The organism is Brevundimonas sp. UBA6550 (assembly GCF_002434505.1).
In the GTDB taxonomy this organism is placed as follows: Bacteria; Pseudomonadota; Alphaproteobacteria; order Caulobacterales; family Caulobacteraceae; genus Brevundimonas.
Window position 1 is genome coordinate 593,586 of the sequence record NZ_DJKE01000008.1, and the last position, 24,615, is coordinate 618,200.

The following is a 24,615-nucleotide window of genomic DNA, read 5'->3' on the forward strand; positions in this document are numbered from 1 at the left end:
GAAAAGGCCGCCCGAGCGATGCCGGGGCGGCTTGGTTTTCCAGCGATCGCGCGCGGGCCTAGGGCCGGCTGGCCATGCCCAGCTTGATCGGCTTGGCGTCGTCGGACGCGCCGCCCCCGCGTCGCACGCCCCACAGCAGGATGATCGGCGCGCCGACATAGATCGACGAATAGGTGCCGATCACGATGCCGAACATCAGGGCGATGGAGAAGCCGAACAGCGCCTCGCCGCCAAAGATGGCCAGGGCCGCCAGCACCATGACGGCGGTGACGCCGGTGATGATGGTCCGCGACAGGGTCTCGTTCAGCGACAGGTCGATCACGTCGCGCAGCGGCATGGTCTTGTATTTGCGCAGGTTCTCGCGAAGGCGGTCGAACACCACGACGGTGTCGTTCATCGAATAGCCGATCACGGTCAGCACGGCGGCCACCATGTTCAGGCTGAATTCCAGCTTGAACAGCACGATCAGGCCGAACGTCAGGATCACGTCGTGCAGCAGGCCGACCACGGCGCCGAAGCCGAACTGCGGTTCGAACCGGAACCAGATGTAGAGGAACATCAGGCCGATCGCGACGCCCAGCGCCAACAGGCCCGAGGTGAACAGCTCGCCCGACACCTTGGAGCCGACGACGCTCACGCCCGAATAATTGACCTGGCCCACCGCATTGCTGATGGCGCCTTCGACCTGCTGGACCACCTGGGTCTGGTCGCGGCCTTCCGGCACCTGGAAGCGCAGGATGGCGGTCGATCCGTCATCGGCGTTGGTGTCGCGTCGCGCGATGCCCTGCACCTGGACGTCGCCCAGGTTCAGGCCGTTCACGGCCTCGCGCACGCGGTCCAGCTGGATTTGCTGGCCGGCGGGCTTGGACACCTCCATCGAGGCGCCGCCCCGGAAGTCGATGCCCATGTTCAGGCCGGGCACGAAACAGGCCACGATCGAGGCCACGCACAGGATCACCGAGACGATGCCCGCCGCGCGCGAATATTTGACGAAATGGAAGTTTGTCTTCTGCGGCAGCAGTTTGATAAGGGGCCATCCACGCATCGCCATCACTCCGCGATCGGCAGTTTTTTGGGCTTGGCCTTCTTGAGCCAGTAGCCGAGCAGGACCTGGGCGACCAGGACCGAGGAGAAGACCGAGGTGAACACGCCGATGGTCAGGGTCCAGGCGAAGCCGCGCACAGGCCCCTCCCCGAACACGAACATGATGCCGGCGGCGACCAGGGTGGTCAGGTTGGCGTCGACGATGGTGCCCATGGCCTTGTTGAAGCCGGCGTCCATCGAGGCGATCACGCTGCGGCCCGCCCGGGCCTCGTCGCGCATCCGCTCATAGATCAGGACGTTGGCGTCCACGGCCACGGCGAAGGTAAGGATCAGACCCGCGATGCCCGGCAGCGTCAGCGTCGCCTGCGTCAGCGACATGGCCGCCACGATCAGCACGCCGTTCAGCACCAGACCGACCACCGACACGCCGCCGAACAACAGGCCGTAGGCCAGGATCATGAACAACACGATGATGGCGAAACCGACCGCCGTGGACAGGGCGCCGGCGGCGACCGCGTCCGCGCCCAGTTCGGCCGTCACGGTGCGGCGCTCCTCCACGTTCAGCGGCGCCGGCAGGGCGCCCCCGTTCAGCAGGTTGACCAGGGTCGAGGCTTCCTGAATCGAGAAGTTGCCGGTGATCTGGCCCGAGCCCGAGGTGATTGCACTCTGGATCGTCGGGGCCGAAATGACCTTGCCGTCCAAGATGATGGCGAAGGGCTTCTGCAGGTTCGCGGCCGTGGCCTCGCCGAACCGGCGCGCGCCGGCGCCGTCGAAGCGGAAGTCGATGGCCGGACGGCCGCTCTGGTCCGAACCGACGCCCGCGCGGGTCAGGTTCTCGCCCGACACCAGCACGCGCTTCTTGACCAGATAGGGTGTGCCGTCCTCGCCTTGCAGCAGTTCGGAATCCGGCGGCACGCGGCCGGCGATGGCGTCGTTGACCGAGTTTTCGACGTCCACCATCTGGAAGGTCAGTTGCGCCGTCTGGCCGATGACCTCCTCCAGCTTGGACGGATCGCTCTCGCCCGGCGCCTGGACCACGATCCGGTCGGCGCCCTGGCGGGTGATGGAGGGTTCGCGCGTGCCCAGGCTGTCGATCCGGCGGCGCACCACCTCGATGGACTGATCCACCGCCGTCGCGCCCATGCCGTTCAGCGCGGCGTCGGTATAGGCGAAGCGGATGCGGCCGTCGCCCAGGCGGGTCGCGGCGCGCTCGACCTGACCGCCCGGTCCGGTCTGTCCGCCCAGTTGCTGCAGCGCCTTGAACGCCGCGTCGGTCTGGGCCGGATTGGCCAGGGTGGCGACCACGCCGCCCGCTTCACGCTGGAAGCCGTTGGTGGCGATGCCCGCGCCGCTCAGCGTGACGCGCACGTCTTCGATCAGGTTGGTGACGCGCTTTTCGCGCATCTTCGGCACGTCGACTTCCAGCAGCAGGTACGACCCGCCCTGAAGGTCCAGCCCCAGGTTCAGCGCGTTCTTCGGCAGCCAGCCGGGCAGCGCCTCGCGCTGGGCCGGGCCCAACAGGTTGGGATAGGCCAGCAGGCAGCCGATGATCGCCGAGGCGACGACGAGGATGACTTTCCAGCGCGACAGCTGAATCATGAGGCGGTCCGGGTCTCAGCGATACGAGCGCGTATCAGGCCTTGGAATCGTTGGCGGCTATGGCGGTGCGGTTGCGCACCTCGGCGATCATGGACTTGACCACCCGCACATTGACGCTGGGCGCGATCTCGACGTTGACCTCGGCGTCCTCGACGCGGGTCACCTTGCCGATCATGCCGCTGCCCAGAACGACCGTGTCACCGCGCTTGACCGCGCCGATGGCGGCGGCGTGTTCCTTGGCGCGCTTCTGCTGCGGACGGATCAGCAGGAAGTAGAACAGGATGAAGATGCCGATGATGGGCGCAAAGCCGATCAGTTGCGCCATCAAGCCGCCGTCAGCCGCTCCGCCCATGGTAGTCTCCGAATACGAAAAGGGCGGCCCTCGTCGGCCCCCCATTAAAACGAGGCGCGGAACGTAGTGCGCGATCCCGAAAAGTGAAAGCCGGTTTTCGGAATAGATCGCGCCTAAGCAAATATGTCACGCCAGGACGCAAGGCGTCCTGGCGCTAGCCGCGCCTTGCGGATTGCAACGCGGCTAAAAGCGTCAGCGCGGCAATACGGTCAGGGGATCGACCGCGACGGGGTCGTCGCCGCGCATCTGGCGCGTCTCGAAGTGGATGGAGGGGCGTCCGTCGCCGGCCGTAAGGCCCACGGTGCCGACCTGCTGGCCAGCCCGCACGTCGTCGCCGTCCTTCACCGTCGCCGAGCCCAGATGGCCATAGACGGTGCGCCAGCCATTGGCGTGGACGATCAGGACCGTCAGACCCTGGCCGACCAGATCGCTGCCGACATAGGCCACGCGGCCCGGCGCCGAGGCGCTGACCGCCGCGCCGGCCGAGGCGCCGATGTTGATGCCGTTATTGCGCTCGCCCATGCCGACGGGGCCGAAGCGGCGAACGATGTCGCCCCGCACGGGCCACAGCAGATTCGGCTGTCCCGCAGCGGCCGCGCCCGGCGCGGCCGGCGCCTGGGCGGCGCCGGGCGAAAACGGCTGCGTCACCGGCCGCGTCTGCACCGGCAGGGCCGCATTGCCCGAGGGCGGCGGCGGCGGCGGCGGGATCACGCCGTTGTTGGGCACCAGAACCCCGACGGGCGAGGCGCCGGTCGCATAGGGGTCGCTTCCCGTATCCACCGCCGCTTGCGGCAGGATGATTCGCTGGCCCGAGGTGATGGCGCCGCGCGGCCCCAGGCCGTTCAGGTCGATCAGGGTCTGCACCGGCGTCTGGAACCGGCGCCCGACGCCCGAGATGGTGTCGCCCGGCTGAATCACATAGGCCGCGCCGGGCCGAACCGGCCCCGACGGCGCGGTGGACGGCGCCGGGTACGACGGCTCATAGGCGGGCGGTGCAGAGGTCGGCTGGCCGGGCGTCACCGTGACCGGCGGCGGCAGGGCCCCGCCCTCCACCTGACCGATGGGCGCCGTCGCCGGCGGCGGCGATTCATAGGGTGCTGGGCGCGCGGGCTGGCCCTGCGGCCCGCCGGGATAGGCCGACTGCTGGCCGCCTGCGGGCGGATAGGCCCCGCGATCCGGCGCCGGGGCGGGCGCCGCATGGGTGGAGTACCTCGGTTCGGACGGATAGGTCATGCAGGCCGCCGCGCTCAGCGAAGCTCCCGCGATCAACGCCGCTCTCATCCAGCCCGAAATCACCGCCACCGGCCGCTCCTCGCATGGTTAAACTCGCCCGCCCGGTGTGCCCGCTCGCGCCCCATAAGCCAACCCCGCAATCGTCGCGGAATTGGGGCGGAGGCCGGTCGTGAGCGGTGAGCCGTGAGTCGTGACTGGGATTTTCGCTTCCTCTGATCACGCTTCACGCCTCACCACTCACGATCCGCTACCCCTCCTTCGCCGTCCCTTCGACCAGCGGCACGAACCGCACCTCCGTCAGGCTTTCGCGGCGGAAGGAGCCGTCGCCCTGGCCCACATAGCGATGCAGCATCTGCACCGAGGTCCGGCCCACCGGCGCGACCAGCACGCCGTTCGGCTTCAGCTGTTTCAGCAGTTCGGTCGGCTCGGTCGGCGAGGCGGCCGTGACCATGATCCGGTCGAACGGCGCCTGTTCGGCCCAGCCCAGGCCGCCGTCGCCATGTTTGGTGATGACGTTCTCGATCTCCAGCGTGCGCAGGCGGCCTTCCGCCTCGACCAGGAGGCTGCGGTAACGCTCGACAGAATAGACATAGCGCGCCAGGCGGCTGAGGACCGCGCACTGGTATCCGCTGCCGGTGCCGATCTCCAGCACCCGGTGCCGGGCCTGGACCTCCAGCGCCTGGGTCATCAGGCCGACGATATAGGGCTGGCTGATCGTCTGGGCGCAGTCGATGGGCAGGGCCTGGTCTTCCCAAGCCTGGTCCAGGAACTTCTCGTGCACGAAGACCGCCCGGTCGATGCTCTCCATCGCCTTCAGCACGCGCGGGTCCGTGACCCCCTGCTGACGCAGCGACAGGATCAGGCGGCCGGCGCGGTCGTCGTGCAGGTTCATGCGGCGGCGGGCGCCGTCTTGGGCGGCGCCCCGCCCAGCACCTTCTTCAGGTCGTAGACGCTGGACATATGGGTCAGGTCGATATGCAGCGGCGTGACCGAGATCCGCCCCTCGTCGATGGCGCGCAGGTCCGTGCCCTCGGCGTGTTCGCGCTTTTCGCCGCGGAAGCTCATCCAGTAATAGTCGCGTCCGCGCAGATCGGTGCGGCGCACGGCGTGCATCTCGCCCACGTCGCGGAACCCTTGCGTCGTCACCTCGATCTGATCCACCTCTTCGGGGCGGCGGTTGGGGAAGTTCAGGTTCATCACCACGCCCGGCGCCCATTTCTGCGCCAGCAACCGGCCGATGATGGCGGGCGCAAAGGCTTCCGCCGTCTCCCAATGCGCCACAACCTCGTCGTGGAACCGCTCCAGGCTCTGGCTCAGGGCGATGGAGCGAATGCCGAAGGCCATGCCCTGCAAGGCGCCGGCCACCGTGCCGGAATAGCTGACGTCCTCGCCGATATTGTGCCCGCGATTGACGCCCGAAAGCACCAGGTCCGGCTTCTCCGGCATCAGGTCGTTGACGGCCAGCACGACGCAGTCGGTCGGGGTTCCCGTCACCGCGAACCGCTTTTCGCCCAGGTTCAGCACGCGCAGCGGCTCAGTCAGGGTGATCCCCCGCCCCTTGCCCGACTGTTCGACGGCGGGCGCGCACACCCACACATCGTCGCTGATCGTCCGCGCGATCCGCTCCAGACAGGCCAGACCCTCGGCCTCGATCCCGTCGTCGTTGGTCAGAAGAATTCGCACTCTAAACTCCGCTCATCCCGGCGAAAGCCGGGACCCCGTTCTGTCGCTCGGCAGTGCGTTGGATCGAAGGCGCGCGAACATCGTCCGCCCCTCGCCCAAAGCACTGGGTCCCGGCTTTCGCCGGGATGAGCGGAAAGATCATTGACCGCCGCCAACGAACTGAAGACCGCCCATATAGGGCTGCAGCACCGTCGGCACGGCGATCCGCCCGTCGTCCTGCTGATAGTTCTCCATGATCGCCACCAGCGTCCGGCCGACCGCCAGGCCAGAGCCGTTCAGCGTATGGACGAACTCGGTCTTCTTCTCGCCGGCGCGCTTGAACCGCGCATCCATGCGCCGCGCCTGGAAGTCCCCACAGTTCGAGCAACTGCTGATCTCGCGATAGGTCCCCTGGCTGGGCAGCCAGACCTCCAGGTCGAAGGTCTTCTGCGCCGAAAAGCCCATGTCGCCCTTGCACAGCAGCATCCGCCGGAACGGCAGCTCCAGCGCCTTCAGCACCGCCTCGGCGCACTGCGTCATGCGCTCATGCTCGGCGTCTGAGTCTTCCGGCCGCGTGATCGACACCATCTCGACCTTGCTGAACTGGTGCTGGCGGATCAGCCCGCGCGTATCGCGCCCCGCCGACCCCGCCTCGGCCCGGAAGCACGGCGTCAAAGCCGTCATCCGCATCGGCGTCGCCAGTTCGTCCTCGGGCAGGATGGTCTCGCGCACGAGATTGGTCAGGGAGACTTCGGCGGTGGGGATAAGAAAATATCTATGCCAGTGCTCCACAGCCTCTTGCGGGTATTTAGCAAAGATGAGTTCAGCCCATCGCTGTTTATCGGTGCGCTCATCTTTCGATATGGTGATCAGTTCTTCGATGGCGCTTTGGAACTCCGCGCCTTTCGAAGGATCCAGGCCGGCCGTGGCATTGTTGACGAGATGCGCAACGTCGAGCAGCCTTTGAAAATAAGGAGATTGGGCTGCTTTCGCGCGCATTTCTTGGAGATCTGCCGTCTTCTTTCGGTTCTCTCCGTGGATTTCGAACAAATCCTCTTCGAACTTTGGCAACTGCCCGGTCCCGAACATCGCCTCGTCACGCACCAGATACGGCGGGTTCACCTCCAGATACCCGTGCTGATCCGTCTGCAGGTCCAGCATGAACTGCCCCACGGCCCGTTCCAGCCGCGCCAACTGTCCCTTCAGCACCGCGAACCGCGCGCCCGACATCTTCGCCGCCGCCTCGAAGTCCAGCACCCCCAGGGCCTCGCCCAGGTCGGCGTGATCCTTGGCCGGCCCCGTCCGACGCGGCTCGCCCCAGGTCGAGACCTCGACATTGCTCGCCTCGTCCTCGCCGTCCGGCACATCCTCTGCCGCCAGGTTCTTTTGCGCCGCCAGCAGGTCGCGCAGTTCCTTGCCGACGCGCGCCTCGACCTCGGCCGCCGCCGCGATGTCGCCCTTCAGCGCCTCGACCTCGGCCTTCAGCCGGTCGGCCTCGGCCATGTCCTTGCGCCCCATGGCGGCGCCGATCAGCTTGGAGGCCGCATTGCGCTTGGCCAGGGCGTCCTGCCCCGTCGTCTGGGCGTGACGTAGTTCGCCGTCCAGCCGCAGGATGTCGGCTGTCAGCCCGTCGGCCTCGTCCACCCCGCGCGACGACCAGCCCGCCACGTAAACCTGGGGGTTCTCGCGAATGGCTCTGATGTCGTGCATGGTCTGAAACTTCGGTCAGGCGGGAGAAGCCGAACGCTCTACCCGCCCGCGCCGTCACGAGCAACGCGAGAAGCTCGCTCGACCGTCTCCTCCCCGCTCTGCGGGGAGGGGGACCGCGAAGCGGTGGAGGGGCTCTTGAAGTCCCACAGGCGCTGGTGATGCGGTGAAGAGCCCCTCCGTCACGGCGCGAAGACGCGCCGCGCCACCTCCCCGCTCCGCAGGGAGGAGACTATGCCCCTCCCCCCATTCCACCCGCCCCGGAATCTCGCCTACAACCCCTGACATGGCCACGGTTCGTCCCGATACGCTGGCGGCGTCGCTCGCGCGCATTTTCGAAGGTCGCATGATCGACCGCGCCAGCTGGTTCGCCCTGACCGGCGGAGAGCCGCTGTTCGCCGAAGGCGATCCGGCCGACACCCTTTATCTGCTGCGCTCGGGCCGCCTGGGCGTCTTCAAGCTGGAGCCGGATCAGCCCGCCCAGCTGCTGGGCGTGGTCAAGGCGGGCGAGCCAGTGGGCGAAATGGCCATGCTGGCCGGCACGCCCCACACCGCCACCGTCGTCGCCCTGCGCGACAGCGAAATCCTGGCCCTGCCGCGCGAAGCCTTCTTCGAGGCCGCCCGCACCGAGCCCGACCTGATGGTCGAGCTGTCGTGCCTGATGATCCACCGAGCCCGCGAACGCACCGCCGGCGCGTCGGAACCCAGCGTCTTCGGCTTCGTCTCGGCCCGCCCCCGCCCCATCCGCGCCTTCGTGGAGCGGATCGGCGCGGCCATCCAGGCCATGGGCTTCACCTGCCAGGTCATCGACCAGTCGGCCCTGGCCTCGGCGTCCGAATGGTTCAGCCGGGTCGAGGGCGACCACGATTACGTCCTCTATGTCGCCGAGCAGGATCAGCCCGCCTGGGCCAATCTGTGCGCGCGTCAGGTGGACCGGATGTTCATCGTCGGCAGCGGGCTTCTGGCCCCGCCGTCGTCCGTGCCGCGCCGCCACGGCTTCGGCGACGGGCGCCGGCTGACCGATCTGATCCTGCTGCGCGATCCCCGGATGCATCATCCGGCCAACACGCGGGTCTGGCTGGACGCGCTTCAGCCCGACCGTTGGTTCCACTGTGTCGAGGGGCTGGCGACCGACGCCGAGCGGATCGCTCGCGTCGTCACCGGCACGGCGGTCGGTCTGGTGCTGTCGGGCGGCGGCGCGCGCGCCTATTGCCACATCGGCGCGGTCAAGGCCTTGCAGGACGCCAGGGTCCCCATCGACTTCGCCGGCGGCGCCTCCATGGGCGCCGTGGTCGCGGCCGGCCCTGCCCTGGGGTGGGATCATGAGCGGCTGGATTTCGAAATCCGCCGCGCCTTCGTCGAATCCGACCCCCTGTCGGACCTCGCCGTGCCGATCATCGCCATGTCCCGCGCCCGCAAGGTCGCGGGCCTGCTGCAACGCGCCTATGGCGAGATCGACCTGGCGGACCTGGCCCTGCCCTTCTTCGCGGTGTCCTCCAACCTGACCTCGGGGCGGATCGAGGTGCATCGCACCGGCCTGATGCGCCGGGCCATGCGCGCCTCCATCGCCATTCCCGGCGTCCTGCCGCCCGTCGTCATCGACGGTCAGGTGCTGGTGGACGGCGCCGTGCTGAAGAACTTTCCCACCAGCGTCATGCGCCAGTTGAACAGCGGCCCCATCGTCGGCGTGGACATGTCCCAGACGCGGGGCGTCGATCCCCAGGCGCTGGAGAATCCGCCGTCCTGGTGGAAATGGATCCTGTCGGGCGCCTGGAAGAGCGGGCCGCCCATCGTCTCCATCCTGATGCGTTCGGCGACCATAACCACCGACACCGAAATGGAGCAGGCGCGGGCCGACGCCGACGTCCTGGTTCTGCCCCAGGTCGCCGGCAGCGACATCCGCGACTGGAAGACCTACGACGCTCCGGTCGCCACCGGCTATGCGGCCATGACCTCGGCGCTCGACGCCCTGCCCTGCCCCGTCGCGCAGATCAGGCATTGTCCCAAGGACGCTTCCCGGCCAGACGAAACGGAGGTCTAAAGCGGCGCGCAGGCCGCCTTCAGCCACTCGCCCGCCGCGCCGTCCACCAGCGGCCCGACCTTGGCCAGGGTCTCGGCGTGATAGGCGTCGACATAGGCCCGTTCGTCCGGGGTCAGCATCTCGACCGCGATCAGTCTGCGGTCGATGGGGGCGAACGTCAGCTGTTCGAACCCGTGCATCGGCCGCTCGCCGCCCTCGGGAACCACGGCCGGCGTCACCACCTGCAGGGTCTCGATGCGGATGCCCCAGTGGCCTTCGCGGTAATAGCCCGGCTCGTTGGACAGGATCATCCCTTCCAGCAGCGGCTGGCTGGTGCCCCATTTGGCGATCCGCTGCGGCCCCTCGTGGACGCCCAGATAGCTGCCGACGCCGTGACCCGTCCCATGGTCGTAATCCAGGCCCGCCGCCCACATCGGGGCCCGCGCGATGGCGTCCAGCGCCATGCCGCTGGTCCCGGCGGGAAAGCGGATAGTGGCCATGGCGATATGGGACTTCAGAACCAGGGTGAACTTGCGCTTCTGGTCCTCGGTCGGCTCGCCGATGGCCATGGTGCGGGTCACGTCGGTCGTGCCGTCCAGATACTGGCCGCCGCCGTCCACCAGCAGCAGCGAGCCCTTCTCCACCTTGCGGATCGTGACGCCGACCGGCTTGTAATGCGGCAGCGCCCCGTTCGGCCCGGCCCCGGCGATGGTGTCGAAGCTGAGGTCCTTCAGCGCGCCCGTCTCTTCGCGGAACCGCTCCAGCGTCTCGACCACCTCGCGCTCGTCCGGCAGGGTCTCCTGCGCGACCGTATCCACCCAATGCAGGAACCGGCTCAGCGCCGCCCCGTCGCGGATATGGGCCTGACGGCTGCCCTCGATCTCGACCGCGTTCTTGGCGGCGCGCGGCACGGCGCACGGGTCCATCGCCCGCACCACCGTCGCCCCCGCCGCTTCCAGCCGGTCGAAATACCAGGCCGAGGACAGGGACGGGTCGATCATCACCTTGCGCCCGGCCAGACCGTCCAGGGCCTCGCCCAAGCGCTCCGGCGCCTCAAGCTGAACCGCGTCGCCCAGCCAGGACGGCAGAGCGTTGGTCACCTTGGCCGGGTCCAGGAACAGCCTGGCCCGACCATCCGCCTCGACCACGGCCTGGCCGATGGGCAGGGGCGAGCGGATCACGTCCCCGCCCCGCACATTGAACAGCCAGGCGATGGACATGGGCGCGGTCAGGACCACGGCGTCGGCGCCGGCATCGGCCACGGCCTTGCCGATCCGCGCCCGCTTGGACGCATGGCTTTCGCCCGAATAGACATCCGCGTGCGGAACGACCGGCGCGGTCGGCTGGGCCGGGCGATCCGCCCCCCAGGCCAGGTCCAGCGGATTGGCGCTCACCGCCCGCAACTCGGCCCCCGCCTTCTTCGCCGCCGCCTTGAAGGCGACCAGGGCGTCGGGGCTGTGCAGACGCGGATCATAGCCGATCACCGCCCCCCTGGCCGCCGTCTCCAGATAGGCGGCGACCTCGGTCAAATCGCGTCGTTCGAACAGGGCCGGATCGGTCTGGGCCTTCACCTGCACCGTATAGCGGCCGTCGGTGAACATGCTGGCCCGATCCTGAAACACCACCGCCGCCCCGGCCGAGCCGGTGAAGCCCGTCGCCCAGGCCAGCCGCTCGTTGGCGTCCGGCAGATACTCGTTCTGGTGCTCGTCCTCGTGCGGGATCAGAAAGCCGTCCAGACCCTGTTTCGCCATCTCGGCGCGAAGCAGCGGCAGGTGCTTGGCCCCAAAGGACGGATCGGTGGTTTCGTCAAAGGTCTGGCGCATCGTCTTTCCTCAGGCCTTTCGCAGTTGCAGGGCGCTCCAGGCGTCGTGGTGGATGGTCTGCTCGACCTTGAAGCCCAACGGCAGATAGGCCTCCAGCACCCGCTCCTCCTGCGTGCGTAGCAAGCCCGACAGGATGGCGACCCCGCCCGACTTCAGCGCGGCGCCGATTTCGGGCGCCAGATGCACCAGCGGCGCGGCCAGGATGTTGGCGAACACCAGATCATAGGGCGCGTGCCGGGCGATGCGCGGATCGCTCAGGCCGTCGGCGAAATAAAAGTCGCACTTGGCGTCGTTGATCTCGGCGTTCTCATTGGCGATCCGGGCCGAGGGCTCGTCGATGTCGGTGCCGACGGCGATCGGCGATCCGGTCTTCGCCGCCGCGATGGCCAGGACGCCCGTGCCGCAGCCGACGTCCAGAACCTTCTCGAACGTCTCGGTTTCCAGCAGTTTGTCGAACGCCTCCAGACAGCCGACCGTCGTGCCGTGGTGGCCCGTGCCGAAGGCGGCGCCGGCGTCGATCTTCAGCGTCACCCGCCCTTGCGGCACCTTGCCCTGATCGTGCGCGCCATAGACGAAGAACCGCCCGGCCTCGACCGGCGGCAGGCCCGACAGCGACATGGCCAGCCAGTCGGCGTCCGCCAGCTTCTCGACCTCCACCGTCACCGCATGGTCGGCCAGGACCGCCTTCAGCCCCTCGACCTCGTCGTCGGTCGTGGGGAAGGCGTCGATGCGCCAGATCTCGCGATCCTCGTCCTCCTCCAGAATGGAATAGGTCGCGCCCTCCAGTCGGGGATCGAGGTCGATGGCGGCGGCGGCGGCCTCGGCGGCGGCGCGGGGGCCGCGGGCGATTATCTGAAGAGCGGACTCGGACATTTCTCAAACACCGGTATCATGGCGAATCATTGCGGCCCGGCGCTGTGCTGGCCCGTTTGTCGCGTTCGTCTAAACCGAGGGGTCGGGGAAATACATGGCCAAAGCACCATCCGCGTCTAAACCTGCCGCCGAAAAGTCGGCGACCGCCAAACCGGCGGCCAAGAAAGCCGCAACCAAGGCCGCCGCTTTGAAAGCCGTGAAGCCTGCCGAGCCGGCCAAGGCTGCGCCCAAGCCCGCCGCCGCCAAGACCGCGACCGCCAAGGCCGCCGCGCCAAAGACTGCAGCCCCCAAGGCGGCTGCGCCGAAGGCCGCCGCCAAGCCCGCCGCGTCCAAGGCGGCCGCACCGAAGGCTGCGTCCGCCCAAAAAACTGCGCCTGCCAACACCGCAGCGCCTAAACCCGCAACCAAGGCGCCGGCGGCGAAGTCGGCTGCAGCTAAGCCGGCCGCCAAGGCCGCGCCCAAGGCGACTGCAAAGCCCGCCGCATCCAAGACCGCCGCGCCCAAGGCCGAACCCAAGGCTCCGGTCGCCGCCGCCCCGACGCCCGCGCCTGCTCCGGCTCCGGCTCCGGCTCCTGCGCCTGCGCCGAAGCCTGTCGAGACGCCCAAGCCGACCGAAGCCGCCAAACCCGTAGAGGCGGCGAAGCCCGCCCCTGCCCCCACACCCAAGGCGGAAGCCCCCAAGGCGGAAGAGAGCAAGGGCTTCTTCGCCAAGCTGGGCGACATGATCTTCGGCAAGCGCTGATCTCGGACACCCCGCGAACCGGATCGCCGGACGGAGCCTCCGTCCGGCGATTTGCGTCAAGGCCACCCCAGGCGCTCATGCGCCGCACCCGGACTGAGATGGAGATCGCCCGTGGCGGGACTGAAGGACAAGCGCGGCTTCATCGACAAGGACCGGCTGGACCTGTCCGAACGTCAGGCGGTCGAATACTGGATGAAACGCTGGGGCGTGACGCGCGATCAGATCACCGCCGCCCACCGCAAGGTCGGCCGCATGACCAAGGACATCGCCGTCGAACTGGGCAAGAAGCGCTGATCCACGGCGGCCGGAACCAGCGCGCGCTTCGTCACGCTGAACAGCGCGCCAGAACCATGAATACTTGACTTCTACGCAGGGGCTTCTATATGCCCCCCAGCCTCGGGACAGGTCTGCGATACGCGCCGCCCGCTCGCCCAAAGAGGGGCGGTTCCGTCGCTGCTATGCACGCAGACGCTTTTCTTCCCTAGGATTCATGACCGAATTTTCCCAACTGGGCCTTTCGCCCACGACCCTGAAGGCCGTCGCCGAGACGGGCTACACCACCGCCACCCCCATTCAGGAGCAGGCCATTCCGGTCGCCCTGGCCGGACGCGACGTTCTGGGCATCGCCCAGACCGGCACCGGCAAGACCGCCGCCTTCACCCTGCCCCTGGTCGAGCGGCTGGCGACGGGCCGCGCCCGCGCCCGGATGCCACGCGCCATCGTCCTGGCGCCGACCCGCGAACTGGCGGATCAGGTCGCCGAAAGCTTCGCCAAATACGCCAAGGGCACCAAGCTGAGCTGGGTGCTGCTGATCGGCGGCGTCTCCATGGGCGACCAGGTCGCGGCGCTGAACAAGGGCGTCGACGTCCTGATCGCCACGCCCGGCCGTCTTCTGGACCTGTTCGAGCGCGGCAAGATGCTGCTGACGGGCGTCGAGATCATGGTCGTCGACGAAGCCGACCGGATGCTGGATATGGGCTTCATCCCCGACATCGAACGCATCTTCAAACTGACGCCGCCGCGTCGCCAGACCCTGTTCTTCTCGGCCACCATGCCGCCCGAGATCACGCGCCTGACGACCGCCTTCCTCAAGGATCCGACCCGGATCGAGGCCTCGCGCCCGGCGATGACCGCCGACACCATCACCCAGTATCTGGTCCGCATCCCGACCAGCGACCCCAAGGCCAAGCGCACCGCCCTGCGCGCCCTGGTCGAACGCGCCGACGTCAAGAACGGCATCGTCTTCTGCAATCGCAAGTCCGAAGTCGATATCGTCGCCAAGTCGCTGCAGAAGCATGGCTTCGACGCCGCCCCCATCCACGGCGACCTGGACCAGTCGCACCGGATGAAGACCCTGGCCGATTTCCGCGCCGGCAATCTGAAGATCCTGGTCGCCTCCGACGTCGCCGCGCGCGGCCTGGACATCCCCGACGTCAGCCACGTCTTCAACTACGACGTCTCGCACCACGCCGACGACTATGTTCACCGCATCGGCCGCACCGGCCGCGCAGGCCGCCTGGGCCAGGCCTTCATGATCGTGACCCCGTCCGACGACAAGTCGCTGGATAAGGTGCTGAAGCTGATCAAGAAGGACCCCGAGGAACTGGTTCTGGGCGACATCGACTTCGACGCCATCAAGGATGGTCCGCGCCGTGATGACAAGCGTGGCGGACGCGAACGATCCGGCGAACGCGGTCGCGGGCGCTCACGCAGCAGCAGCGGCGCCCCTGCCGAACAGGCCGAAGTCGCCGTCGCAGCCGATACCCAGGACGCCGAGGCTCCGCGCAGCCGCAGCCGTCGCAAGGCCCGCCCGGACGTCAGGACCGAGGTCGAAGCCCCCGCCCCGACGCCGATCGCCGCCGCCCCTGCCCTCGCCGTCGAGGCCGCCGATCCGGTCGAGACGCCGCGCGCCGCACGCGCCGACCGCGAACCCCAACTGCTTCAATCCGACCGTCGCGGCGACCGCAAAGCCGCCCGCGAAGACAGCCAGCGTCAGGGCGTGCGCGGTTTTGGCGACGACATCCCGGCCTTCCTGCGTCGCCCTGTGGTTGTTCGCGCCTGACCGAACGATGAGAGACGGCGCGCAGAAAGTCCGCGCCGTTTACCCTGCATTACGGAACAGCCCTTAGTGTCCGCCCCGAAGACGTCCTCAGAAGGGGACAGGGGGAAAGAAGAATGTCCAAACAGGTCGAGACGGCGCTAAGGGGTCCTCAAGCCTACGCCCTGGCGCGCAATGTCATCGCCGAGATGGAAAAGGCGGGCGTCTGGCCGACGCCGCTGAACTTCGAGCTTTGGCTTCATTACGTCAGCGATCCCGACGGCGCCCTGGCGCGCGAGATTCGCTTGCTTCTCGAACAATCGGTCGCCATCTCCGACAAGACCGCCGAGATGCTGGCCGCCGAGTTCCTACCGCGCGGCCGCCTGCCCGACCAGATCCGCGACGTCGGCGCCGTGCTGGACCGCGAACTGGCCAGCGTCGCCAACGCCATCGCCATGGCCCACAAGACCCAGGCCGACTACGGCGAGACCCTGGCCGACGCCTCGCACACCATGGAGAACGCCGAGGATGCGTCGGCGCTGAAGTCGCTGGTCGGCGGCCTCTCCACCGCGACCAAGCGGGTGCGCCGCGAGACGGCCATCCTGGAAAAGCGGCTGGAGAAGTCGAACAAGGAAGTCATCCGCCTGCGCGAAAACCTGGAGCAGGTTCGTCGCGACGCCATGACCGACGCCCTGACCAACCTGGCCAACCGCAAGGCGTTCGACGAGCGGCTGGAGGCCGCCTGCGCGCCCGACGACGCCTCGCCGCTGGCCCTGGCCATCCTCGACATCGACCATTTCAAGCGGTTCAACGACACCTGGGGCCATCAGACCGGGGATCAGGTTCTGCGCTACGTCTCCACCGTCCTGTCCAACATCTGCGGCAAGCACCGATTCGCCGCCCGGTTCGGCGGCGAGGAGTTCGCGATCATCTTCCCAGGCGAAAGCGCCGGCGTGGTGATGGCCGCCCTTGAAAGCATCCGCAGCGACGTGGCCTCGCGCGCCCTGCGCCGCCGCTCGACCAACGACGACCTGGGCTCCGTCACCGTCTCGGCCGGTTTCGCTCAGCGCCGCAAGGGCGAGACGGCCGCCAGCCTGCTGGAGCGCGCCGACGCCGCCCTCTACGATTCCAAGCGCAAGGGCCGCAACTGCATCACCGCCGCCCCTGCGGCGGACCCGGCGCCGCGACAAGTCGCCTGACAAAGGGCCTGACAAGGCCAAGCTTTCTGCCATAGTCGCCCGATGCGCAGTTTCGCCTTCAACATCGCCTACTGGATCCTGTCGATCGGCTATGGCCTGACCGCCGCCTTCGCGGCGCTGGCGCCCGGTCGCGGGCCTGCCAGCTGGGTCATCCGCCGCTATGTGATGCGCATGGTCCAGGCCATGGCGATTTTCGCCGGCATCCGCCTGCGCGTGCTGGGCAGGGAGCGACTGCCCGCCGGGGCCTTCATCATCGCCTCCAAGCACCAGAGCTGGGGCGACGGCTTCGCGACCTATGACCAGTTCGACGACCTGGCCTTCGTCACCGGCGACCATCTGGAGAAATTCCCCCTGCTGGGCGGGGTGCTGAAGAAGCTGGGCGCCATCGTCGTCAACTCCTGCGGCGGCCATGAGGCCCGCAAGGCCCTGGCCATGCGGGCCGCCGAAGCCCGCGCCGAAAACCGCAGGATCCTGATCTACCCCGAGGGTCACCTGGCCCCGGTCGGCAAGAAGTTCAAATACCGTTCCGGCGTCTGGCACATGTATCGCGACTTCGACATGCCGGTGGTGCCCCTGGCCACCAATCTCGGCCTGTTCTGGCCCGAGGAGAAGTACGAGAAACACGCCGGCACGGCCACGCTCGACTTCCTGGAACCGATCCCGACCGGCCTGCCCAAGGACGAATTCCTGGCCCGCCTGGAAGCCGTGATCGAGGCCCGCACCGCCGAACTGGTCGCCGAGGCTGCGGGTCAGCCCGTGTCGCCTGCCATGCTGATCGACACGCCGACTAAGTAACGGGTCTCGGCTTCTTCCCCGAGGCCTTCTTCACCGCCACCTCCAGCGAGCGCCGCGCCCAGGCGACCGCTTCCTCGGGATCGTCCAGCGCGGTCTCCGGCAGGGTCCAATAGCTCATGCTCATCGTCCGCCCATCCTTGGTCGGAAAGGTGAACGGTCGCGACCCGGCCGCCACGAACGCCTCGCCCAGACCGTCATCGCCCTTCAGCCACACCACGCCGTCGTCCAGCAGGGCGAAGATCACGCCCGAGGCGTATACCCCCGCCCCGCCGAACATCCGCTTGATCTCCAGCCGCCCCAGGCCCGCGAAATGCTCGCGCACCCATTCGCCGAAGTCGGCATCGTAGGCCACGTCAGGCGCTGGCGGCCGGAACGATGGTCACGCTCTCTCCACAGCCGCAGGCGTCGGTCTGGTTCGGATTGTTGAACACGAATTTGGACGAAAGCCGCGTCGTCTCGTAGTCGATCTCGGTGCCGATCAGGAACAGCACGGCCTTGGGCTCGATCAGTACGGTCACGCCCTTGTCCTCGACCACCTCGTCCAGCGGCTCGACCGCATCGGCATAGGCGAAGGTGTATTCCTGCCCCGCGCAGCCGCCGTTCTTTATGCCGATCCGCAGGCCGATGTGGGCGTTCTCGGCGTTGTCCAGGATTTCGCGCACGCGCTCGGCGGCGGCCTCGGTCAGAGTGACGGCCTTGGGCCGCGGACGACGCGGGCGGGATGTGGCTTGAAGCTGGGTCATCAGAACATGTTCAGGGCCAGCTTGGCCTCGTCGCTCATCTTGGAGGCGTCCCACGGCGGGTCGAACACCAGATTGGCCTTGGCGCTGCGCACGCCCTCGACCTTCTCCACCGCCGTTTCGACCCAGCCCGGCATCTCGCCCGCCACCGGACAGCCCGGCGCCGTCAGCGTCATATCCACCACCACGTCGCGGTCGTCATTGACGTCCACGCGATAGATCAGACCCAACTCATAGATATCGACCGGAATTTCCGGGTCATAGACCGACTTCAGCGCCTCGATCAGCTGATCGGTCAGAATGTCGAGCTCGGCCTGCGACAGGGCGCTCTTCTGGGGTTCGTCCCAGGCGTCCTTGAAGGTGTCGCTGTCCTGAATGGTGTTGTCTGTCATCGGCTTACACGAAGAAGTTCCGCGCCTTGATCAGCGCATCCACGAAGGCGTCGGCATCCTCCATGGTGTTATATAGGGCGAAGGAGGCGCGGGTGCTCGACGCCACGCCCAATCTTTTCGCCAGCGGCTCGGCGCAGTGGGTTCCGGCCCGCACGGCGACGCCGTATCGGTCCATGATCTGAGCCACGTCATGGGCGTGCGCCCCCTCGACGGCGAAGGTCAGGATCGCGCCCTTGCGTTCCGTCTGGCCCAGAATCCGCAGCCAGTTCTGACCCTGCAGCCGATCCACGGCCCGCCGATACAGGGCATGCTCGTGCGCCTGCACCGCCGCGCGATCATACTGCGCCAACCAGTCCAGCGCCGCGCCCAGACCGATGGCTTCCAGGATCGGCGGCGTGCCGGCCTCGAACCGATGCGGCGGCTTGGCATATGTGATCCGGTCCTGCTCGACCCGTTCGATCATCTCCCCGCCCCCCTGATAGGGCGGCAGGGCCTCCAGCGCCTCGGCCTTGCCATACAGGGCGCCGATGCCGGTGGGGCCGAACAGCTTGTGACCTGTGATCACATAGAAGTCGCAGCCGATGGCCTGAACATCGGGCGTCGCATGGACCGCGCTCTGACAGCCGTCGATCAGCACCTGCGCGCTAACCCCATGGGCCAGTCGCGTGATCTCGGCGACCGGATTGATCGTCCCCAGCACGTTCGACATGTGGGTGACCGCGACCATGCGCGTCCTGGGCCCCAGCAGATCGGCGTAGGCCGCCATGTCCAACGCGCCGTCATCCGTGATCGGCGCCCATTTCAACACCGCCCCGTGCTGCTCGCGCAGGAAATGCCACGGCACGATGTTGGAGTGGTGCTCCATTTCGGTGACGATGATCTCGTCGCCCGGCTGGATCGACAGGCCCAGCCCATGTGCCACCAGATTTATCGCCTCAGTCCCGCCCTTGGTCCAAACGACCTGTTCCGAGGTTTCCGCATTCAGGAAGCGAGCGACGATTTCGCGCGCCTTTTCGAACGCCTCGGTCGCCTCGTTCGACAGGGTGTGCAGGCCGCGGTGGACGTTCGCGTAGCCGCCCTCCATCGTCGCCACCAGAGCGTCGATCACCGCGCGCGGCTTCTGGGCCGAGGCCGCATTGTCCAGATAGATCAGCGGCTTGCCGTTCACCTGTCGCGACAGGATCGGGAACTGCGCCCGAACGGCGTAGGGATCGAAGGTGTTCACAGTCGCGCCGTCAGCCATTCCCGCGCCACCTCTCTCGCGCCGTCGTGCTCGATCCGGTCGATGACCTCGATGAGGAAGGCTTGGGTCAGCAGGGCGCGGGCCTCGTCGGCCGGAATGCCGCGCTGCTGCATGTAGAACAGGGCGCTTTCGTCCAGCGTCCCCAACGTATTGCCGTGCGCGCACTGCACGTCGTCGGCATAGATGATCAGTTCCGGCTTGGCGTCGATCTCGGCCCGCTCGCTGGCGATCAGGGCGTGATGGCCCATCCGCGCATCGGTGCCGTCCGCCCCGCGCTCGACCACGATCTTGCCCTGGAAGACGCCGCGCGCGGTATCGCGGGCCACGCCCTTGATCAACTGGCTGGTCGCGCCGTCATGCTCGACGTGGCGCACCACGCTGGTCAAATCCGCATGACGCGATCCGTTCAGCAGATACAGGCCGTCGGCCTGGACCTTCGCGCCCTGGGCATAGTGGGTGATGCGGGTCTCGATCCGCTGCAGCTTGGCGCCGGTCGTGATGACAGTCTGGCGATAGACGCCGCCCGCCTCGACCTTCACATGGGCCTCGGCGATGGAGATGGCGTCCTCCGGCTCCTCTACAAGGACGACGCGCGTGACTTCAGCGCCGGCGGCCACGTCCAGCTCCAGCGTATTGTGGGCCACATAGGCCGAGCCGGCGCCTTCATGGCTCTCCAGCAGCAGTAGCCGCGCCCCGGCCCGTGCTGACACCCGCGCGCTGGCGGTGTGGCCAGTCCCAACGGCGTCAGACACATAGCGCAGCCGCAGCGTTCGCTCGCCCGAGGCGATGAAGTCGGTCACGCCCACCGCGCGCCCATTGGCGAAAACAATGGCCTCGCCGCCGAGGCCGTCGAATGCGCCCGTAGACGCGATTTCAGCCGCAGCCGACGGCTCCGGCGCCTCACGAAGATAGCGCTTCAGATCGCTGTACTTCCACGCTTCTGCCCGCCGCGACGGAAAGGTGTCGGCATCGGCCAAGTCGATGTTGAAGGCGGCGCTCATGCAGCCTCGGGAAGATATTTGTCGTACCCTTCCGCCTCCAGTTGCAGCGCCAGTTCCGGCCCGCCCGAGGCCACGATGCGGCCGCCGGCCAGCACATGGACCCGGTCGGGTTTGATGTAGTCCAGCAGGCGCTGGTAGTGGGTGATGACCAGCATGGCGCGGTCGGGACGACGCAGCGCGTTCACCCCTTCCGACACGATGCGCAGGGCGTCGATGTCCAGGCCGGAATCCGTCTCGTCCAGGATCAGCAGCGACGGCTCCAGCAGGGCCATCTGCAGGATTTCCATCCGCTTTTTCTCGCCGCCGGAGAAGCCGACGTTCAGCGGCCGCTTCAGCATGTCGAAGTCCATCTTCAACGCCTTGGACGCTTCGCGCACCAGCTTCAGAAAGGCCGGCGCCGCCACCTCCTCCTCGCCCCGCGCCCGTCGCTGGGCATTCAGCGCCGTCCGCACAAAGGTCAGAGCCGGCACGCCAGGGATTTCGATCGGATACTGGAAGGACAGGAACACCCCCTTGGCCGCCCGCTCGGCCGGGTCCAGCTCCAGCAGGTCCTCGCCCGCCCATTCGACCGACCCTTCGGTCGCCTCATAGCCGGGCCGACCCGACAGGGCATAGCCCAGCGTCGACTTCCCCGCGCCGTTCGGCCCCATGATGGCGTGCACCTCGCCGGCGGGAACGTCGAGCGTCAGTCCCTTGAGAATCGGCTTGTCGCCGACGGAGACGTGGAGGTTGTTGATGGAAAGCATGGTTCTCACAGGTCCGAACGAGTGGACACAAAGCCGTTGTAAGCGATGATCAAAATGGCCAGTGCGCCGAGGATGATCTGGCCGAAGGTCTTCTGCCCATTGAAAAGCAAGGCGAAGCCGGTTGCGCCAAGAGTAAGGAAAGCGCCGAGGCCGATAAGACCAAAACGACGCGCCTTCGGTCCCTTGGAGTAAAAGCCGGTTACCCGACGATTGAAAAAGCGCTGGTGGAAGCTGGTCACCCCACACTCCCCTCAAGGCTGATCGCCACCAGCTTCTGCGCCTCGACGGCGAACTCCATCGGCAGCTTCTGCATCACGTCGCGGACGAAGCCGTTGACCAGCAAGGCCACCGCCTCCTCTTGCGACAGACCGCGTTGCTGGGCGTAGAACAGCTGGTCGTCGGACAGGCGCGTCGTCGTCGCCTCGTGCTCCAGCTGGGCCGAGCCGTTGCGGGCCTCGATATAGGGGATGGTGTGTGAGCCGCAGTCCTTGCCGATCAGCAGGCTGTCGCACTGGGTGAAGTTACGCACCCCCGTCGCCTTGGGGTGCACCGAGACCAGACCGCGATAGGTCGAATCCGATTTCCCTGCCGACACCGCCTTGGCGATGATCCGCGATTTCGAATTCTTGCCCAGGTGGATCATCTTGGTGCCGGTGTCGGCCTGCTGATGCCCATTGGTGATGGCGATGGAATAGAACTCGCCCGACGACTCCTCGCCCTTCAGGATGCAGGACGGGTATTTCCAGGTGACCGCCGAGCCGGTCTCGACCTGCGTCCACGACACCTTCGACCGATCGCCCCGGCAGTCGGCGCGCTTGGTCACGAAGTTGTAGATGCCGCCCTTGCCCTCGGCGTCGCCCGGATACCAGTTCTGGACCGTCGAATATTTCACCTCGGCGTCGTCCAGCGCCACGATCTCGACCACCGCCGCGTGCAGCTGGTTCTCGTCGCGCATCGGCGCGGTGCAGCCTTCCAGGTAGCTCACATAGCTGCCCTTGTCGGCGATGATCAGGGTCCGTTCGAACTGGCCCGTCTGGCTGGCGTTGATGCGGAAATAGGTCGACAGCTCCATCGGGCATTTGACGCCCGGCGGGATGTAGACGAACGAGCCATCCGAAAAGACCGCACTGTTCAGGGCCGCGAAATAGTTGTCCGAGACCGGCACCACCGACCCCAGATATTGCCGCACCAGATCAGGATATTCGCGCAAGGCCTCGGAAATCGGCATGAAAATCACGCCCACCTTGGCCAGTTCCTCCTTGAAGGTGGTAACCACCGACACGCTATCGAACACGGCGTCCACGGCGACCTTGGGCGCGCCCTGCACGCCCGCCAGCACTTCCTGCTCCTTCAGCGGAATGCCCAGCTTCTTGTAGACTTCCAGTATCTCGGGATCGACCTCGTCCAGAGACTTCGGGCCTTCCTTCTGCTTGGGCGCGGCATAGTAGAACAGGTCCTGATAATCGACCGGCTCGTATTTCACGGCTGCCCAGGTCGGTTCCTCCATCGCCAGCCAGCGCTCATAGGCGGCCAGACGCCATTCCAGCATCCACTCCGGCTCGCCCTTCTTCTCGGAGATGAAGCGCACGATGTCGGCGTTCAGGCCACGCGGCGCGAACTCCTGCTCGATGTCCGAGGTGAAGCCGTGCGCATACTTTTCCAGCGCGGCGACGGCGTCGATGGTTTCCTTGACGGCGGCCATCAGGCGACCTCTCTCACACGCTCGGCGGCGCGTGTCTTATGCTTGGTGTAGGCGGCGACCCAGGCGTCGGCGAACCTTGCCCAGTCATTTTCACTCGTGCCCCAGCCGCCGGAGACGCGCACGCCCCCGGTCGCCAGGGTGTTCAGGCCCATGGCGCTGATGGTCTTTGACGGCTTGACCTTGCCCGACGAACAGGCCGAGCCGGCCGACACCATGACGCCGGTCAGGTCCAGCGTGATCAACTGCTGCGGACTGTCCCAGCCCTCGACCGCCATGAACAGGGTGTTGGGCAGGCGCGGAGCCGCGCCGCCGATGATGACGGCGCCCGCCGCCCTGACCTTGGCCTCGGCCGCATCGCGCCAAGCGGCGTGCGATTGCATCGCCTCCAGATCACGCGCGGCGCAGTCGGCGGCGACGCCGAACCCGGCGATGCCCGGCACATTCTCGGTTCCGGCGCGCAGGCCGCGCTCCTGTCCGGCGCCGTGCAGAATGCGGACGCCCGACACGCCTTCCTTCAGGATCAGCGCGCCCACGCCCTGCGGCCCGCCCAGTTTGTGCGCCGACAGGGTCAATGTGTCCGCGTCCCATGCCCGGATATCCACGGCGATCTTGCCCGCCGACTGGATCGCATCGACGTGCAGCCAGCCGCCCGCCGCCCGCACCAGCACGGCCGCCTCGGCGATCGGCTGGATCACGCCGCTTTCATTGTTCGCATGATGGATGGCCACCACGGCCCGGCCCGGACGGTTCAGCGCCTGCGCCAACCACTCCAGATCGACCACGCCGTTCGCATCGACCGGCAGCATCTCGACTGGCGCCCCCGCATTCGCGGCAGCCTCGGCCACGCACGGATGCTCGGTCGCCGACACGATCAACCGCTCGCAGCCCGCCGCCAGCGCACTGGCGATGCCTTGGGCGTTGGCCTCGGTGCCGCCGCTGTTGAACACCACCGCCGTCGGGTCCGCCCCGACCAGTTCTCCGACCTGCGCCCGCGCGGTTTCGACCCGCGCCCTTGCACGCCTGCCCGCCGCATGGACCGCCGAGGGGTTGCCGTTGTCGGCCAGGGCCTTAGCCATGATCTCCAGCACTTCCGGCCGCACCAGGCCCGAGGCGTTGTAATCCAGATAGACGCCGGTCATGCCGCGACCCCCACGGCGGACGCCGCGACATTGCGACGACGCTGGCTGGTGCGGTTCATCACCACATCCTCCAGCGACACGCCTGCCAGATAGCGATGGATCTCGTCGCCCAGGTCTTCCCACAGATTATGCGTGATGCAGCGTTCGCCGGCCAGCATACAGCCCTTTGGCGAGCCATGGGCCACGCAGCGCGTCGCCCGGATCGGCTCATCCACCGCCAGAACGATTTCCGCCACCACCGTCTCGTGCGCCGCCTTGGCCAGACGGTATCCGCCGCCCGGTCCGCGCACGCTTTTGACCAGTTCGCTCTTCCTCAGTCGGGCGAACAACTGTTCCAGATAGCTCAGCGAAATCTCTTGGCGCGCGGCGATTTCGGCCAGCGACACGGCCCGGATTTCGCCGCCCTCGCCGCGTCCGTTCTTGGCCAGATCGGCCATCGCCATCACGGCGTATCGTCCCTTGGTCGACAGACGCATTTCGCACCTTCAAAAATTGCGCGCTTTTCGGGGCTCCTGTGCTAGAACCCGCGCCTTCGCAAAGGCGGCGCGCTTGCGGAGGGACTTAT

25 protein-coding genes are annotated in these 24,615 nt (G+C 67.4%); 6 read left to right on the plus strand and 19 right to left on the minus strand.

The window, feature by feature from the left end:
• Nucleotides 1–58 precede the first annotated feature (58 nt).
• From secF to serS, 7 genes are all read right to left on the minus strand, one after another.
• Complete coding sequence (gene secF, locus B3Z70_RS10845) at nucleotides 59–1,051, minus strand: protein translocase subunit SecF (RefSeq protein ID WP_292024220.1); 993 nt, start codon at nucleotides 1,049–1,051, stop codon at nucleotides 59–61.
• Nucleotides 1,051–2,643, minus strand: a complete 1,593-nt coding sequence (gene secD / locus B3Z70_RS10850) for a protein translocase subunit SecD (protein ID WP_292024221.1) — start codon at nucleotides 2,641–2,643, stop codon at nucleotides 1,051–1,053. Before secD ends, secF begins: the two co-directional genes overlap by 1 nt.
• A 34-nt stretch (nucleotides 2,644–2,677) precedes the next feature.
• On the minus strand, nucleotides 2,678–2,995 hold the full coding sequence (gene yajC / locus B3Z70_RS10855; protein WP_248116815.1) for a preprotein translocase subunit YajC: 318 nt from the start codon (nucleotides 2,993–2,995) through the stop codon (nucleotides 2,678–2,680).
• Nucleotides 2,996–3,187: 192 nt separating this feature from the next.
• Nucleotides 3,188–4,297 (minus strand): peptidoglycan DD-metalloendopeptidase family protein, encoded by a 1,110-nt coding sequence (locus B3Z70_RS10860; protein ID WP_292045511.1) that lies wholly within the window; start codon nucleotides 4,295–4,297, stop codon nucleotides 3,188–3,190.
• A gap of 178 nt (nucleotides 4,298–4,475) precedes the next feature.
• Nucleotides 4,476–5,120 carry a protein-L-isoaspartate(D-aspartate) O-methyltransferase gene (locus B3Z70_RS10865; RefSeq protein WP_292020279.1) on the minus strand — a complete coding sequence of 215 codons (645 nt, stop codon included), beginning with the start codon at nucleotides 5,118–5,120 and terminating at the stop codon, nucleotides 4,476–4,478.
• Entirely contained in the window at nucleotides 5,117–5,911 is a 795-nt protein-coding gene (gene surE / locus B3Z70_RS10870; protein ID WP_292020281.1) for a 5'/3'-nucleotidase SurE, read from the minus strand. Before surE ends, B3Z70_RS10865 begins: the two co-directional genes overlap by 4 nt.
• A 138-nt stretch (nucleotides 5,912–6,049) precedes the next feature.
• The gene (gene serS / locus B3Z70_RS10875; protein ID WP_292020283.1) at nucleotides 6,050–7,600 is read right to left on the minus strand and encodes a serine--tRNA ligase; all 1,551 of its coding nucleotides are present in this window, start codon (nucleotides 7,598–7,600) and stop codon (nucleotides 6,050–6,052) included.
• Nucleotides 7,601–7,883: 283 nt separating this feature from the next.
• Between serS and B3Z70_RS10880 the strand changes: the two genes are divergently transcribed.
• On the plus strand, nucleotides 7,884–9,638 hold the full coding sequence (locus tag B3Z70_RS10880) for a patatin-like phospholipase family protein (protein WP_292045513.1): 1,755 nt from the start codon (nucleotides 7,884–7,886) through the stop codon (nucleotides 9,636–9,638).
• On the opposite strand, the gene B3Z70_RS10885 is transcribed toward B3Z70_RS10880, so the two are convergent.
• The gene (locus tag B3Z70_RS10885) at nucleotides 9,635–11,440 is read right to left on the minus strand and encodes an aminopeptidase P family protein (RefSeq protein ID WP_292020288.1); all 1,806 of its coding nucleotides are present in this window, start codon (nucleotides 11,438–11,440) and stop codon (nucleotides 9,635–9,637) included. The two genes, B3Z70_RS10880 and B3Z70_RS10885, sit on opposite strands and share 4 nt — an antisense overlap.
• 9 nt (nucleotides 11,441–11,449) lie before the next feature.
• Nucleotides 11,450–12,313 carry a 50S ribosomal protein L11 methyltransferase gene (locus B3Z70_RS10890; RefSeq protein WP_292045515.1) on the minus strand — a complete coding sequence of 288 codons (864 nt, stop codon included), beginning with the start codon at nucleotides 12,311–12,313 and terminating at the stop codon, nucleotides 11,450–11,452.
• Nucleotides 12,314–12,500: 187 nt separating this feature from the next.
• Between B3Z70_RS10890 and B3Z70_RS10895 the strand changes: the two genes are divergently transcribed.
• The 5 genes from B3Z70_RS10895 to B3Z70_RS10915 all read left to right on the plus strand — a co-directional run bounded on the left by B3Z70_RS10895 (nucleotide 12,501) and on the right by B3Z70_RS10915 (nucleotide 17,087).
• A complete protein-coding gene (locus B3Z70_RS10895) occupies nucleotides 12,501–13,055 on the plus strand; it encodes a hypothetical protein (RefSeq protein WP_292045516.1) in 555 nt (184 codons plus the stop codon).
• 111 nt (nucleotides 13,056–13,166) lie between these two features.
• Nucleotides 13,167–13,349, plus strand: a complete 183-nt coding sequence (locus B3Z70_RS10900) for a DUF3606 domain-containing protein (protein WP_292045518.1) — start codon at nucleotides 13,167–13,169, stop codon at nucleotides 13,347–13,349.
• 196 nt (nucleotides 13,350–13,545) lie between these two features.
• On the plus strand, nucleotides 13,546–15,117 hold the full coding sequence (locus B3Z70_RS10905) for a DEAD/DEAH box helicase (protein ID WP_292045519.1): 1,572 nt from the start codon (nucleotides 13,546–13,548) through the stop codon (nucleotides 15,115–15,117).
• A 113-nt stretch (nucleotides 15,118–15,230) separates the two neighbouring features.
• Entirely contained in the window at nucleotides 15,231–16,292 is a 1,062-nt protein-coding gene (locus B3Z70_RS10910) for a GGDEF domain-containing protein (RefSeq protein ID WP_292022804.1), read from the plus strand.
• A 42-nt stretch (nucleotides 16,293–16,334) separates the two neighbouring features.
• Nucleotides 16,335–17,087, plus strand: a complete 753-nt coding sequence (locus B3Z70_RS10915; protein ID WP_292022802.1) for a lysophospholipid acyltransferase family protein — start codon at nucleotides 16,335–16,337, stop codon at nucleotides 17,085–17,087.
• Here B3Z70_RS10915 and B3Z70_RS10920 read toward each other — a convergent pair.
• From B3Z70_RS10920 to B3Z70_RS10965, 10 genes are read right to left on the minus strand one after another with little or no spacing between them, the layout of a single operon-like run.
• Entirely contained in the window at nucleotides 17,080–17,439 is a 360-nt protein-coding gene (locus tag B3Z70_RS10920) for a TfoX/Sxy family protein (RefSeq protein ID WP_292022800.1), read from the minus strand. The genes B3Z70_RS10915 and B3Z70_RS10920 overlap by 8 nt on opposite strands.
• Before the next feature lies 1 nt (nucleotide 17,440).
• Nucleotides 17,441–17,830: a HesB/IscA family protein gene (locus tag B3Z70_RS10925; protein ID WP_292022799.1), complete on the minus strand. Its 390-nt coding sequence runs from the start codon at nucleotides 17,828–17,830 to the stop codon at nucleotides 17,441–17,443.
• Nucleotides 17,830–18,219: an SUF system Fe-S cluster assembly protein gene (locus B3Z70_RS10930; RefSeq protein WP_292022798.1), complete on the minus strand. Its 390-nt coding sequence runs from the start codon at nucleotides 18,217–18,219 to the stop codon at nucleotides 17,830–17,832. The genes B3Z70_RS10925 and B3Z70_RS10930 overlap by 1 nt, the downstream gene beginning before the upstream one ends.
• Before the next feature lie 4 nt (nucleotides 18,220–18,223).
• A complete protein-coding gene (locus B3Z70_RS10935) occupies nucleotides 18,224–19,462 on the minus strand; it encodes an aminotransferase class V-fold PLP-dependent enzyme (RefSeq protein WP_292045520.1) in 1,239 nt (412 codons plus the stop codon).
• Nucleotides 19,441–20,463 carry a Fe-S cluster assembly protein SufD gene (gene sufD, locus B3Z70_RS10940; protein WP_292022796.1) on the minus strand — a complete coding sequence of 341 codons (1,023 nt, stop codon included), beginning with the start codon at nucleotides 20,461–20,463 and terminating at the stop codon, nucleotides 19,441–19,443. The genes B3Z70_RS10935 and sufD overlap by 22 nt, the downstream gene beginning before the upstream one ends.
• The gene (gene sufC / locus B3Z70_RS10945) at nucleotides 20,460–21,209 is read right to left on the minus strand and encodes a Fe-S cluster assembly ATPase SufC (protein ID WP_292022795.1); all 750 of its coding nucleotides are present in this window, start codon (nucleotides 21,207–21,209) and stop codon (nucleotides 20,460–20,462) included. The genes sufD and sufC overlap by 4 nt, the downstream gene beginning before the upstream one ends.
• Nucleotides 21,210–21,214: 5 nt before the next feature.
• Nucleotides 21,215–21,448: a hypothetical protein gene (locus tag B3Z70_RS10950; protein ID WP_292022794.1), complete on the minus strand. Its 234-nt coding sequence runs from the start codon at nucleotides 21,446–21,448 to the stop codon at nucleotides 21,215–21,217.
• The gene (gene sufB / locus B3Z70_RS10955) at nucleotides 21,445–22,911 is read right to left on the minus strand and encodes a Fe-S cluster assembly protein SufB (protein WP_292022793.1); all 1,467 of its coding nucleotides are present in this window, start codon (nucleotides 22,909–22,911) and stop codon (nucleotides 21,445–21,447) included. The genes B3Z70_RS10950 and sufB overlap by 4 nt, the downstream gene beginning before the upstream one ends.
• Nucleotides 22,911–24,050, minus strand: coding sequence for a cysteine desulfurase family protein (locus B3Z70_RS10960; RefSeq protein WP_292022792.1), 1,140 nt, complete (start codon nucleotides 24,048–24,050; stop codon nucleotides 22,911–22,913). Before B3Z70_RS10960 ends, sufB begins: the two co-directional genes overlap by 1 nt.
• A complete protein-coding gene (locus tag B3Z70_RS10965; protein ID WP_292022791.1) occupies nucleotides 24,047–24,526 on the minus strand; it encodes an Rrf2 family transcriptional regulator in 480 nt (159 codons plus the stop codon). The genes B3Z70_RS10960 and B3Z70_RS10965 overlap by 4 nt, the downstream gene beginning before the upstream one ends.
• Nucleotides 24,527–24,615: the final 89 nt, after the last annotated feature.

What these genes read in the sequence shown, in the direction of transcription:
- secF (WP_292024220.1), bottom strand. Translation starts at nt 1,051, where the DNA reads ATGGCGATGCGTGGATGGCCCCTTATCAAACTGCTGCCGCAGAAGACA.
- secD (WP_292024221.1), bottom strand. Translation starts at nt 2,643, where the DNA reads ATGATTCAGCTGTCGCGCTGGAAAGTCATCCTCGTCGTCGCCTCGGCG.
- yajC (WP_248116815.1), bottom strand. Translation starts at nt 2,995, where the DNA reads ATGGGCGGAGCGGCTGACGGCGGCTTGATGGCGCAACTGATCGGCTTT.
- B3Z70_RS10865 (WP_292020279.1), bottom strand. Translation starts at nt 5,120, where the DNA reads ATGAACCTGCACGACGACCGCGCCGGCCGCCTGATCCTGTCGCTGCGT.
- serS (WP_292020283.1), bottom strand. Translation starts at nt 7,600, where the DNA reads ATGCACGACATCAGAGCCATTCGCGAGAACCCCCAGGTTTACGTGGCG.
- B3Z70_RS10880 (WP_292045513.1), top strand. Translation starts at nt 7,884, where the DNA reads ATGGCCACGGTTCGTCCCGATACGCTGGCGGCGTCGCTCGCGCGCATT.
- B3Z70_RS10885 (WP_292020288.1), bottom strand. Translation starts at nt 11,440, where the DNA reads ATGCGCCAGACCTTTGACGAAACCACCGATCCGTCCTTTGGGGCCAAG.
- B3Z70_RS10890 (WP_292045515.1), bottom strand. Translation starts at nt 12,313, where the DNA reads ATGTCCGAGTCCGCTCTTCAGATAATCGCCCGCGGCCCCCGCGCCGCC.
- B3Z70_RS10905 (WP_292045519.1), top strand. Translation starts at nt 13,546, where the DNA reads ATGACCGAATTTTCCCAACTGGGCCTTTCGCCCACGACCCTGAAGGCC.
- B3Z70_RS10910 (WP_292022804.1), top strand. Translation starts at nt 15,231, where the DNA reads ATGTCCAAACAGGTCGAGACGGCGCTAAGGGGTCCTCAAGCCTACGCC.
- B3Z70_RS10915 (WP_292022802.1), top strand. Translation starts at nt 16,335, where the DNA reads ATGCGCAGTTTCGCCTTCAACATCGCCTACTGGATCCTGTCGATCGGC.
- B3Z70_RS10925 (WP_292022799.1), bottom strand. Translation starts at nt 17,830, where the DNA reads ATGACCCAGCTTCAAGCCACATCCCGCCCGCGTCGTCCGCGGCCCAAG.
- B3Z70_RS10930 (WP_292022798.1), bottom strand. Translation starts at nt 18,219, where the DNA reads ATGACAGACAACACCATTCAGGACAGCGACACCTTCAAGGACGCCTGG.
- B3Z70_RS10935 (WP_292045520.1), bottom strand. Translation starts at nt 19,462, where the DNA reads ATGGCTGACGGCGCGACTGTGAACACCTTCGATCCCTACGCCGTTCGG.
- sufD (WP_292022796.1), bottom strand. Translation starts at nt 20,463, where the DNA reads ATGAGCGCCGCCTTCAACATCGACTTGGCCGATGCCGACACCTTTCCG.
- sufC (WP_292022795.1), bottom strand. Translation starts at nt 21,209, where the DNA reads ATGCTTTCCATCAACAACCTCCACGTCTCCGTCGGCGACAAGCCGATT.
- sufB (WP_292022793.1), bottom strand. Translation starts at nt 22,911, where the DNA reads ATGGCCGCCGTCAAGGAAACCATCGACGCCGTCGCCGCGCTGGAAAAG.
- B3Z70_RS10960 (WP_292022792.1), bottom strand. Translation starts at nt 24,050, where the DNA reads ATGACCGGCGTCTATCTGGATTACAACGCCTCGGGCCTGGTGCGGCCG.
- B3Z70_RS10965 (WP_292022791.1), bottom strand. Translation starts at nt 24,526, where the DNA reads ATGCGTCTGTCGACCAAGGGACGATACGCCGTGATGGCGATGGCCGAT.